Source organism: Shinella sp. WSC3-e, from assembly GCF_945994535.1.
In the GTDB taxonomy this organism is placed as follows: domain Bacteria; phylum Pseudomonadota; class Alphaproteobacteria; order Rhizobiales; family Rhizobiaceae; genus Shinella; species Shinella yambaruensis.
The window spans coordinates 1,690,555-1,702,742 of sequence record NZ_OZ000530.1; the positions used below are offsets into that span (position 1 = coordinate 1,690,555).

At 65.4% G+C, this 12,188-nt stretch carries 9 protein-coding genes; 3 read left to right on the forward strand and 6 right to left on the reverse strand.

The genetic code is table 11. From position 1 onward, the window contains the following. Positions 1-30: 30 nt before the first annotated feature. The 5 genes from AABF56_RS08605 to cckA form a co-directional block, all read right to left on the reverse strand. Complete coding sequence (locus AABF56_RS08605; protein WP_272805616.1) at positions 31-1,389, reverse strand: pyruvate dehydrogenase complex dihydrolipoamide acetyltransferase; 1,359 nt, start codon at positions 1,387-1,389, stop codon at positions 31-33. A 15-nt stretch (positions 1,390-1,404) separates the two neighbouring features. Next, positions 1,405-2,802 (reverse strand): pyruvate dehydrogenase complex E1 component subunit beta, encoded by a 1,398-nt coding sequence (locus AABF56_RS08610; RefSeq protein WP_244765319.1) that lies wholly within the window; start codon positions 2,800-2,802, stop codon positions 1,405-1,407. Between the two features lie 17 nt (positions 2,803-2,819). Then, on the reverse strand, positions 2,820-3,866 hold the full coding sequence (pdhA, locus tag AABF56_RS08615; protein WP_244765318.1) for a pyruvate dehydrogenase (acetyl-transferring) E1 component subunit alpha: 1,047 nt from the start codon (positions 3,864-3,866) through the stop codon (positions 2,820-2,822). Positions 3,867-4,015: 149 nt separating this feature from the next. Continuing rightward, a complete protein-coding gene (locus AABF56_RS08620; RefSeq protein WP_244765317.1) occupies positions 4,016-4,324 on the reverse strand; it encodes an FtsB family cell division protein in 309 nt (102 codons plus the stop codon). 324 nt (positions 4,325-4,648) lie between these two features. Then, a complete protein-coding gene (cckA, locus tag AABF56_RS08625) occupies positions 4,649-7,267 on the reverse strand; it encodes a cell cycle histidine kinase CckA (protein ID WP_272805617.1) in 2,619 nt (872 codons plus the stop codon). A gap of 324 nt (positions 7,268-7,591) precedes the next feature. On the opposite strand from cckA, the gene AABF56_RS08630 reads away from it, so the two are divergent. Continuing rightward, the gene (locus tag AABF56_RS08630; RefSeq protein ID WP_272805618.1) at positions 7,592-8,593 is read left to right on the forward strand and encodes a flagellar biosynthetic protein FliO; all 1,002 of its coding nucleotides are present in this window, start codon (positions 7,592-7,594) and stop codon (positions 8,591-8,593) included. 176 nt (positions 8,594-8,769) lie between these two features. Here the strand turns inward: AABF56_RS08630 and dksA are convergent, their stop codons facing one another. Then, entirely contained in the window at positions 8,770-9,189 is a 420-nt protein-coding gene (gene dksA, locus AABF56_RS08635) for an RNA polymerase-binding protein DksA (RefSeq protein WP_064330228.1), read from the reverse strand. Between the two features lie 361 nt (positions 9,190-9,550). On the opposite strand from dksA, the gene AABF56_RS08640 reads away from it, so the two are divergent. Then, complete coding sequence (locus AABF56_RS08640; RefSeq protein WP_338341908.1) at positions 9,551-11,521, forward strand: putative bifunctional diguanylate cyclase/phosphodiesterase; 1,971 nt, start codon at positions 9,551-9,553, stop codon at positions 11,519-11,521. 73 nt (positions 11,522-11,594) lie between these two features. Next, the gene (locus AABF56_RS08645; protein WP_244769669.1) at positions 11,595-12,119 is read left to right on the forward strand and encodes a SixA phosphatase family protein; all 525 of its coding nucleotides are present in this window, start codon (positions 11,595-11,597) and stop codon (positions 12,117-12,119) included. Positions 12,120-12,188: the final 69 nt, after the last annotated feature.

The following is a 12,188-nucleotide window of genomic DNA, read 5'->3' on the forward strand; positions in this document are numbered from 1 at the left end:
ACCCTCCCCGCAAGGGGGAGGGAAAGCGTCTCAGACGAGCATCCCCATCGGGTTCTCGATATAGCGCTTGAAGGCCCCGAGCAGCTCGGCGCCGAGCGCGCCGTCGACGCAGCGGTGGTCGGTGGAGAGGGTGACCGTCATCGCGTTGACGATGACCATCTCCCCCTTCTTGACCACGACCCGCTCCGTGCCCGCGCCGACCGCCAGGATCGTCGCATGCGGCGGGTTGACGACGGCGGCGAAGTTCGAGACGCCCATCATGCCCATGTTGGAGACCGCGGTCGTGCCGCCCTGGTACTCCTCGGGCTTCAGCTTGCGTTCCTTGGCGCGCTTGCCGAGGTCCTTCATCTCGTTGGAGATGGCCGACAGGGTCTTCAGTTCCGCCTTGCGGATGATCGGCGTGATCAGGCCGCCCGGAATGGAGACGGCGACGCCGACATCCGCGTGCTTGTGCTTGACCATGTTCGTATCGGTCCACGAGACGTTGGCGTCCGGCACGTCGCGCAGCGCGAGCGCCATGGCCTTGATCACCATGTCGTTGACCGAAAGCTTGTAGGCCGGCTTGTCTTCCCTGCGCGGCGCCGAATCGTTGAGCTGGGCGCGCAGCGCCAGCAGCGCGTCGAGCTCCACGTCGACCGACACGTAGAAGTGCGGGATCGTCTGCTTGGATTCCTGCAGGCGCTTGGCGATGGTCTTGCGCATGCCGTCATGCGGCACGAGCTCGTAGGAGCCCTCGTCGAAGAGCTTCAGCACGGCATCGTCCGACATGCCCTTCGGCGCGGCGGCCGGGGCGGCGGATGCGGCAGCAGCCGGCGCTGCGGCGGCAGCGGGCTTGGCACCGCCGGAGGCCGCAGCCTTCTCGACGTCGCTCTTGATCACGCGGCCGTGCGGGCCGGATCCGGAAACCGCCGAAATGTCGATGCCGGCCTCCTTGGCGAGACGGCGGGCAAGCGGCGAGGAGAACACGCGGTTGCCGTCCTTGGCCGGAGCCGGGCCTGCGGATGCGGTGGCAGCCGGGGCCGCAGCAGCCGGCTTTTCCGCGTCCTTCGGCGCCTCGGCCTTGGCTTCGGCCGGCTTGGCTTCGGCGGGCTTGGCGTCCGCCTTGGGCGCCGAACCGCCGCCGGCAGCGGCGGCGCTCACATCCTCGCCATCGGCGGCGAGGATGGCGATCAGGCTGTTGACCTTCACGCCTTCCGTGCCGGCGGGAACGACGATCTTGGCGACCGTGCCCTCGTCGACGGCCTCGACCTCCATCGTCGCCTTGTCGGTCTCGATCTCGGCGATGACGTCACCGGATTTCACGGTGTCGCCTTCCTTGACCAGCCACTTGGCGAGGTTGCCCTCCTCCATGGTGGGCGAGAGGGCGGGCATCGTAATGTTGATCGGCATTTCGGCGCCCTCCCCTTATTTGTAGCAGACGGTTTTGACCGCCTGGACGACTTCGCCGACATTCGGCAGCGCCAGCTTTTCGAGATTGGCGGCATAGGGCATCGGAACGTCCTTGCCGGCGATCGTCAGGATCGGCGCATCGAGATAGTCGAAGGCCTGCTGCATGACGCGGGTCGCGATCTCGGTGCCGACGGAGGACTGCGGATAGCCCTCCTCGACGACGACGAGGCGGCCGGTCTTCTTGACGGATTCGATGATCGTCGGCAGGTCCATCGGGCGGATGGTGCGAAGGTCGATCAGTTCGACGTCGATGCCGTCCTTCTCCAGTTCCGCGATCGCCTTGATGGCATAGGTCATGCCGATGCCGAAGGAGACGACGGTGGCGTCGTTGCCCTTCTTGTGCACGCGCGCCTTGCCGATCGGCAGCACGAAATCGTCCATCTTCGGCACGTCGAAGCTCTGGCCGTAGAGGATTTCGTTTTCGAGGAAGATGACCGGGTTCGGATCGCGGATGGCCGCCTTCAGGAGCCCCTTCGCATCGGCCGCCGTGTAGGGCATGACCACCTTGAGGCCCGGAATATGGCTGTACCAGGCGGCGTAGCACTGCGAGTGCTGGGCGGCGACGCGCGCCGCCGCGCCGTTCGGGCCGCGGAAGACGATCGGCGCGCCCATCTGGCCGCCGGACATGTAGAGCGTCTTGGCGGCGGAGTTGATGATCTGGTCGATCGCCTGCATGGCGAAGTTGAAGGTCATGAACTCGACGATCGGCTTGAGGCCCGTCATCGCCGCACCGACGCCGACGCCGGCAAAGCCGTGCTCGGTGATCGGGGTGTCGATGACGCGGCGGGCGCCGAATTCCTGCAGGAGGCCCTGCGTGACCTTGTAGGCGCCCTGGTATTCGGCGACTTCCTCGCCCATGACGAAGACGTCCTCGTCGCGGCGCATCTCTTCCGCCATGGCGTCGCGCAGCGCCTCGCGCACGGTGGTCGATACCATTTCGGTGCCGGCCGGGATATCCGGATCGGCGGCGACTTCGCCCTTCGGCTGCGCCGGAACCGGTGCGGCGGCGGAGCCCTGCTGGGTCGGCTTTTCCGCCTCTTCCACCTTCGGGCCGGCGGCCTCGGCCTGCTTTTCCGCAGCCTTCGGCACAGCCATGGCATCGGCGCTCTCGCCGTCCTGCAGGAGCACGGCGATCGCCGTGTTCACCTTGACGCCCTCGGTGCCGGCGGCGATCAGGATCTTGCCGATCACGCCTTCGTCGACGGCCTCGACTTCCATCGTCGCCTTGTCGGTTTCGATTTCGGCGATCACGTCGCCGGACTTGACGGCGTCACCCTCGTTCTTGACCCACTTGGAGAGCGTGCCCTCCTCCATGGTCGGAGACAGGGCGGGCATGAGAATCTCGATTGGCATTGGTGTCCCTCCCCGGATTACAGCAGGATGTCGGTGTAGAGTTCGGATGCATCCGGCTCCGGATCGGCCTGCGCGAAATCGGCGCTGTCGGCGACGATGTCACGGACGTCCTTGTCGATCTGCTTGAGGTCGTCCTCGCTTGCCCATTTGTTTTCCAGAAGGCGGGCGCGCACCTGCTCGATCGGGTCGTGCTCGGACCGCATCTTCTGCACCTCGTCCTTCGAGCGGTACTTCGCCGGGTCGGACATGGAGTGGCCGCGGTAGCGGTAGGTCTGCATTTCGAGGATGATCGGGCCCTTGCCGGAGCGGCAGTGCTCGACGGCCTCGTCGGCAGCGGCCTTGACCGCGCGCACATCCATGCCGTCGACCTGGAAACCCGGGATGTTGAAGGACGCGCCGCGCTGCGAGAAGTCCGTCTGGGCCGAGGCGCGCGAGACGGCGGTGCCCATGGCGTAGCGGTTGTTCTCGATGATGTAGATGACCGGCAGCTTCCAGAGGGAAGCCATGTTGAAGCTCTCGTAGACCTGGCCCTGGTTGGCCGCGCCGTCGCCGAAATAGGCGAGCGAGACATTGTCGTTGCCGCGGTACTTGTTGGCGAAGGCGAGGCCCGTGCCGAGCGAGACCTGCGCACCGACGATGCCGTGGCCGCCGTAGAAATGCTTCTCCTTGGAGAACATGTGCATGGAGCCGCCCTTGCCCTTGGAAAGGCCGCCGCGGCGTCCGGTCAGCTCCGCCATCACGCCGCGCGCGCTCATGCCGCAGGCGAGCATGTGGCCATGGTCGCGATAGCCGGTGATGACCTGGTCACCCTCCTTCAGCGCCAGCTGCATGCCGACGACGACCGCTTCCTGGCCGATGTAAAGGTGACAGAAGCCGCCGATGAAGCCCATGCCATAGAGCTGGCCGGCCTTTTCCTCGAAACGCCGGATCAGCAGCATCTCGCGGTAGGCATGAAGATCGTCTTCCTTGGAGAATTCGGCAATCGTGCCGCCGGTGAAGTCTTTCTTTGCAGGCTTTGCCGCGGTTTTGCGGCTGGACGTGGACGCGGTTTTACGCGGAGCCATTCGTTCCTCCCTATGTTTGCCTCTTGAAGGAAACCATAGGGGAGAAAGTCCGCCTCAGCAATGCCATAAATGCATGGCTTATATTCTTTGCAAACCACTGATTAGTAAGGCAGATTTACGATTAACCAGATTTCGGTTAATCGACTTTCTCAGTGGAAAATCACGATTTCGTCGGCTCTGGACATGTTGAGATAGGAGCGTGCCTTTTCGTCGAGCATGTCGCGCTCGAGCGAGCCGTCGCTCATCAGGGCCACCTCTTTTTCCAGGGTCTGGCGCTGCCGCACGAGGACGTCCAGACGCGCCTGGCGCGTCACTCTCTGCCGTTCGAACTCCTCCATCCCCCTGAGACCGAAGTCGCCATGGACGGAATGATAACCGAAGTAGGAGAGGAATGCGACTGTAATTACCGGCAGAGCCAGCCGGCCGAATTTCCGCTTCTTATGGTGTTTGGTCCACATGCAAGGCAGCCCCGATACGCAATACGGGTTCGACACTAGCGGCAAGCGGTTAACCGACCATTGACCATGATCGACGGGCAAGGAAAAAACCGCATCTGCCGATGCGTTCAGCTTGATGACAAACTCGCTCCCAATACTCCGTCATCCTCGGGCTTGACCCGAGGATCCATTCTTTTCAACGGTTTGTGGATGGTCGGGTCAAGCCCGACCATGACGAAGGAAAGGTTTGCGGACGTTGTCAGCGGCTTGGCCGCATCCGCCGACGCGGTCTTCATTTTCCTTGCGTGGCTCTGCCCCGAGGGCGTACGGCGAGCGGGAAGGCGCTCAGGCGTCGAGCATTTCCCGCACGGCCTCGGCGAGCTGCTTCAGCGAGAAGGGCTTCGGCAGGAAGCCGAACTTGGCGTCCGCCGGCAGGTTGCGGGCGAAGGCGTCCTCCGCATAACCGGAGACGAAGATGAACTTGAGGTCCGGATAGGACTTGCGCAGCTCGCGCAGCAGCGACGGGCCGTCCATCTCGGGCATGACCACGTCGGAGACGACGATGTCGACGGCGCCGTTCAGCTCTTCCATGATGTCGAGCGCTTCCACGCCGGAACCGGCCTCGTGCACGGTATAGCCGCGCGTCTCCAGCATGCGCTTGCCGCCGCGGCGCACGGCCTCCTCGTCCTCGACGAGCAGCACCACGGCCGAACCGCCGGTAAGGTCGCGCGGCTCCTTGTCCGCCGCCTGCGTGGCCACGGCCGCCGGCTGGTCACCCGCCTGCGGCAGCGCGCGCGCATCGCCGGTCGCCTCCGCCGGCACCGCCTCTTCGGTGTGGCGCGGCATGAGGATGCGGAAGGTCGTGCCCCGGCCGACCTCGGAATCGAGATAGATGTAGCCGCCGGACTGCTTGACGATGCCGTAGACCATGGAGAGGCCGAGCCCGGTGCCCTTGCCGACCTCCTTCGTCGTGAAGAAGGGCTCGAAGATCTTGTCGATGATCTCGGGCGGAATGCCGGTGCCCTGGTCGGCCACTTCCACTTCCACATAGTCGCCCGGCGGCAGGTCGCGCAGGTTCCGCGCCGCCGCCTCCTCGGCCTCCACATTGCGGGTGCGGAAGGTGATCGTGCCGCCCTCCGGCATGGCGTCGCGGGCGTTCACCGCAAGGTTGATCAGCACCTGCTCGAACTGGCCGAGGTCGGTCTTCACCGGCCAGAGATCGCGGCCGTACTCGACGTCGATCTTGACGTTGGTTCCGGTCATGCGGTCGACGAGCATGCGCAGGTCGCCGATGACGTCGGTGAGGTTCAGCACCGTCGGGCGCATCGTCTGCTTGCGCGAGAAGGCGAGCAGCTGGCGCACCAGCACGGCCGCCCGGTTGGCATTGCGCTTGATCTCCATGAGATCGGCAAAGCTCGCATCGGACGGGCGGGCGGACAGGAGCAGGTGGTCGGAGGAAAGCAGGATCGCCGTCAGAACGTTGTTGAAGTCGTGCGCGATGCCGCCGGCGAGCGTGCCGACCGCGTTCATCTTCTGCGTCTGCGCCATCTGCGTCTCGAGCGCCTTCTGCTCGGTGATCTCGACGGCATAGACGATGGCCGCCTCCTCCGGCGCCTCGTCGCTCTGGTCGATGACGGCGTTCACATAGAAGCGGAAATGCCGGCCGTCATCGGCCGGGTGCAGCGAATCGAGCGGCGCGATGTCGCCCTGCCGGTCCTTCGCCGCGTCGAGCGCCGATTGCAGGCGCAGGCGGTCCGTCTCGTGCACGATGGTCTCGAGCTTGGCGCCGCGGTCGATATCGTCGCGCGAGACGACACCCGAGAAGAGTTTCAGGAACGGCGCATTGGTGCGCAGGATCCGGCCGTCGCCGTCGACCGAGGCGATCGCCATCGGCGTGTTGTTGAAGAAGCGCGTGAAACGCATGGAGGCGATCGAGGCGGACTGGTCGTTCGCGCTGCCCTCCTCGCGCGCGAGAACGATGGTGCGGCTTTCGCCCGGCGCCCCGTCGCGCGTCGTTGAAACGCGGTGCACGATGCGCACCGGCAGGCTCTGGCCGTTGGTCTTGCGCAGGTCGAGGTCGAGCATTTCCGTGCGCTTCAGGCCGGGCTCGGCCTGCACGGACTGGATGAGCGCCAGCCCCTCGCCCGCCACCACCTCGGCGATCGACAGCGAGCCGGGGTGGAACTTGGCCAGGTCGATGCCGAGCCATTCGGCAAGCGTCGCGTTCAGGTAGACGATCTCGCCCTTGCGGCCGGCGGAGAAGAAGCCGGCCGGCGCGTGGTCGAGATAGTCGATGGCGTTCTGCAACTCCTTGAAGAAGCGCTCCTGGTCGTCCCGCTCGGAGGTGATGTTGGAGATCTGCCAGATGTAGAGCGGCTGTTTCGGCTTGTCACGGTTCGGCAGGATGCGCGCCTTGAGGCGGTACCACTGCGCGCCGGAACCGCCCGAGGCAGCCGGGTTGAGCGACTTGGGGACGCGGAACTCCTCCGCCCCCTCCTTGCCCTCGTGCAGGCCGTTCGTCAGGCGGTAGACGGCCTCGGTCGCATCGCGATTGCGTGACAGCAGGGTTTCGAGCGTCAGCACTTCGGCCGCGCCATTCGCACCCGTCAGTGCGCCATAGGCGGCATTGGCGTAGACGACGCGGCCCTTGCGGTCGGTGACGACCGTGCCGTCGGGATGGGAATCGAGGAAGGCGCGCGCCAGTTCGTCCGAGCGCGTCGCCTGCGGCATGACCTCGATGAAGCCGATCAGCGCGGAAACGACGAAGAAGATGCCGGCCATGGCGAGGACGCCGAGAACCCCGAGCACGAGCTCGTTGTCGAGCTGGTTCTTGAAGACGATGAACGCCCCGGCCGACGCCGCCAGCACGATCGCGAGCAGCACCACACGCAGCGCCACCGCCGGCCGCACGCCGCGGTCCACGATCGGCACATCATCCCCGTCCGGCCGCTTCATCGTCGTCATCAATCCCTCGTCTGCAACAGTGCGGGCCTTGCGCTTGACCCGAACCCGATGCCAGAATCATGTTTATCCGCACGAGGGAAGCGCAAAAAGCCGTCGAGGGAAAGCAAGGCCACGAATTCACAGGGAATATTCCGGGCCAGGGCATGGCAATTCTCCTAGCCTGCCATACTTGCGCGACGATGACGACGGCAATACGCGCTGGACAACCGGTGCGCCGCGCTTGTAGGAGCCCGGGAAAAGCCGTCAAATGCAGCCCGTCGGCCAACAGGCCAAACTGCCGAGCCAAAGTGCCGAGCCAAAGTGCCGAGAAGGAGTGACCGCGCCATGTTCCAGGAGATCCTCGCAGAGAACGGCACGAAGTTCGTCATCGCCGCGGTGGTGGTGCTGCTCGGCCTGCTCTGCCTCGCGCTGGTGCTCTGGATCATCCGGGGCCGCCCCTCCTCGCCCTTCATCCGCGGCGGGCGCAACCGCGCGCCGCGCCTTGCCGTGCTCGATGCCGCGGCGATCGACACGCGCCGCCGCCTCGTGCTGGTGCGCCGGGACGACGTGGAACACCTCCTGATGATCGGCGGCCCGACCGACATCGTCATCGAGACGCGCATCGCCCTGGCATCGGCCGAAAGCGCCCAGCCCGCCGCCGAAAGGGCCGGGCAGAAGACCGAGCGCGCCGAACCCGCGCCGGTGCGGCACGAAACGCCGGTGAAGACGGCCGAGACCCTAGACGCGGCCCGCACGGCCGCTTCGGCCGGCGCGGTCGCGGCGACCACCGGCACCGCGGAGCGCCGCCCCGCGGCAACCCCGGAGGGCGTCTCGTCCATGGCCAAGGTGCTCTATGCCGGCGACGAAGACGTCGCCCCCCGCACCACCCCGGCACAGACCGTCGCCCAGCCGGTCCAGACGGCCCAGCAGGCGCAGACGGGCCTCCAGCAGCGCGCGCCGGAGCGCCGCATCGAGGACGTGCTCGAACAGAACCGCCAGCGTGTCCTGCCGCAATCCATGGCGACGGCGACGGCAACGACCACCGCGCAGGCGACCGCCGGCCAGGCGGTGCAGCGCCCCATCGCCAACCCGACGCTCGCCAAGCCGACATCCCAGCTTGCCGACAATCCGGCCCTCGTCAGCGAATTCGAAAAGATCCTCGAAGCCGAGATGGCCAGCACGGCCGCATCGAGCACCACAGCCCGCACGGCCGCCCAGCCGACGCTCAACCCGACGCAGACCGCCGCAACGATCGGCCACGGGCAAACTCCCGCGAAGAGCCGCGAGGAAACGGAAGCGGAAATGGCGCGCCTGCTCGGCGAAATCGCCGCCAACCGCAAGGCGTAAGGCGGCTCCTTCCCGCTTGTCGCAAGAAAAAAGCCGCTGGAGACACGACGGTTCCAGCGGCTTTGATTTTCGTTTTTCCGGCACCGGGCAGCACGAAGCCTGCCAGCACCGGAAACATCCGGTGTTCGATCACCGCGAACCCTGCCCTCGGACCTCCTCGGATCCGCGGGAAAGGCTTACTCGTCGCGATACACCTTCTCCCGACGCTCGTGGCGCTCCTGCGCCTCGATCGAAAGCGTGGCGATCGGGCGGGCGTCGAGACGCTTGAGGCCGATCGGTTCGCCCGTTTCCTCGCAGTAGCCGTAGGTGCCTTCGTCGAGACGCTGCAGCGCCGCATCGATCTTGGAGATCAGCTTGCGCTGGCGGTCGCGTGCCCGAAGTTCGATGGCACGGTCGGTTTCCGAAGACGCCCGGTCCGCAAGATCCGGATGGTTGGCGCTTTCTTCTGCCAGATGGTCGAGGGTTTCGCGCGCTTCGCGCAGGATGTCGTTTTTCCAGGCGTTCAGCTTCGCTCGAAAGTAAGCCCGCTGGTTTGCGTTCATGAATTCATCGTCCTCGTCGAGGACGAAATTGCTAAGATCGATCTTCTCACTCAACGCGATTCTCCTGAAGAACATCTCAAGGCGCGCTGTATATCCCCACGGGTAGCGTGTTTCAAGTGTGCAGGAACTTACCCACGGTTTTTCGCGCATGCCTCTTTTTTGAACCTTGCCAGACGAATATTTCATCAAGATTACAACAGGATGGCGAAACCGGCCACCAACATCCCCGCACTATAGCCGAAAGGGCGCCGGATCGCCTGCCTCGCGTGTCGTCCTGCCGCAAATATAGGCATGGACTCGCGATCAGCTATGGAGGATAGGACGATTTTCTTTCGCGAGCCTGTTCGCCCGCGGATTCAGACTTATTTTAGCAACTCGTGCTTCTCTCTAACCGCAAGGGCAGGAGCACGCATCGATGTTCAGCAGGACGAAGGCCATTCTTTCGATCGAATCCGGCAATCCGGAGCTCGTCCAGGCGCAGCTTGCCGCTTTTACCAAGCAGGTGCCGCTGCTCTACTTCATGCTCGTGACGAATACTGTCGCCCTCACCATCACCCATTTCGGCGCGGCCCCCGCCTATCTCACCCTTTACATTCCAGGCGCACTCTATGCCGTCAGCCTGTTTCGCCTCGTGCACTGGTGGTTCAGCCGAAACCGGCGCTACACCCATGAAGAGGCGGTCGGCCGGCTGCGTTCGACCTATCGCCTGACCGCGCTGCTCGGCGCCGGCTTCTGCGCCTGGTCGCTCAGCCTCTATCCCTATGGCGACGCCTACCAGCAGTCCCATGTCGCCTTCTACATCGCCAACACGGTCGTCGGCTGCATCTTCTGCCTGATGCACCTGCGCGCCGCCGCGCTGGCGCTGACGGCCATCGTGCTCGGACCGTTCACGGTCTTCTTCGGCACCTCCGGCAATCCGGTCTTCACCGCGCTCGCGCTCAACGTCGCGCTCGTCACGGTCGCCATGGTGTTCATCCTCTTCACCTACTACCGGGATTTCGGCGCCCTCATCCGGTCGCAGAAGGAGCTGACGGCGCGCCAGGCGGAAACCCAGCGCCTCAGCGACGAGAACCATCGCCTCGCCAATCTCGACAGCCTGACCAACCTGCCCAACCGTCGCCAGTTCCGCGCCGAGCTCGAAACGCGGATCGCGCGGGCGGAGAAGAACCGCACGGGCCTTGCCCTCGGCCTGATCGACCTCGACGGTTTCAAGCCGGTCAACGACACGTTCGGCCACGGCATCGGCGACAAGCTGCTCGTCGAGGTCGGCGAGCGGCTCACGGCCTTTGCCGGCCGGGGTCTTTTCCCGGCCCGCCTCGGCGGCGACGAGTTCGGCATCGTCTTCGAGGGCCCGGCCAGCGCGGAGCGGCTCCATGCGCTCGGCGACGAGATCTGCGCCGCGCTTCAGGAACCCTATGTCTTCAACGGCCAGGCGGCGCGGGTCTCCGGCTCGCTCGGCATCTCGATCCTCGGCGAGGCCGGTACCACGGCCGACCGGCTCTTCGACCGCGCCGATTTCGCCCTCTACCTCGCCAAGCAGAATTTTCGCGGCACGACGGTCGTCTTCTCCGCCGAGCACGAGGCCGAGATCAACGAGCAGGGCCGCATCCAGCAGGCGCTGCGCGCCGCCGACTTCGAGAAGGAGATGTACCTCGTCTTCCAGCCGATGGTCGACGCGGACACGAACGGCATTTCCGCCTATGAGGCGCTGGCCCGCTGGGAAAGCCCGGTCCTCGGCACCGTGCCGCCCGGTATCTTCATCCGTGCCGCCGAACGGGCCGGCATCATCGGCCGGCTGACCGAGTTCGTGATGGAGAAGGCGCTGGCGGCGGCGCGGAGCTGGCCGGACCACATCCGCCTCTCCGTCAATCTGTCGACCCGCGATGTCGTCTCCAACAGGACGGTCGATGCGCTTCTCGAGATCATCGCGCAAAGCGGCGTCGATCCCGCCCGCCTCGACATCGAGGTGACGGAGACGGCCGTCATGCGCAACTTCACGCTCGCCGCCGACAATATCCGCCGTTTCGCCGAGCGCGGCATCGGCATTGCGCTCGACGATTTCGGCACCGGCCATTCCAGCCTCAGCTATGTGCACAAGCTGCCGCTCACCAAGATCAAGATCGACCGCGGCTTCATCGTCGATATCGCCACGAACGAACTCAGCCGCAGCATCGTCAAGACGATCGTCGACCTTTCCCGCAACATCGGCTGCGTCTGCGTGGTCGAGGGCATGGAGACCCACGAGCAGGTCGCGGCGCTGCGCGGTCTCGGCTGCCGCATGATGCAGGGCTACTATTTCGCAAGGCCCGAGCGGCTGGAGGACACGCTGGCCTACCGGGCGGCATCCGACACGATCGTGAACACGCCCGCGCGCAAAACCGGTTGATCTTTCCGGCAAGGACGGACATGAAGTCGGAGCGCGGCACGGATCATCTGCCGCAGGCGGATGGAGGACACACTTGGCATCTCTCGGCACGCCGGCCTTCCGGCTCTACATCCTTCGTCACGCCCGCGCCGCCTGGGCCGGGCCCGGCCAGTCGGATTTCGACCGCGCCCTCGACGACGACGGCTTTGCCGAAGCCGAGGTGATCGCCGAGGAGGCGGCCGACCAGGGCTACCGGCCGGACCTCATCATCTCCTCCACCGCCACGCGCTGCCGCCAGACCGCCGAGCCCTTCCACCGCTCGGTCAGCGAGGAACTGACGATCGACTATGTCGATTCCCTCTATTCCGGCTCGGTCGATACCTATGCCGAACTCGCCTTCGCGGAGCGGCAGGAGAGCGCCGTGATGATCGTCGGCCACAATCCGATGATCGAGGAATTCTTCCACCGCCTCGTCGGCAAGGAGATCGCCGAGACCGCCGCGCCCTTCGGCTATCCGACGGCGGGCCTCGCCATCCTCGATTTCGACGAGCGCCCGACCGAGGACGATTATCGCGGCGCCTGCCTTGCCGGCTTCATGACGCCGCGCCCGGCGCACTGACGCGCATCGCGATCTTCCCGGCGCACACCTTGATTTTCCGCATCGCATTGGCGCAAAACCGCTACGGAC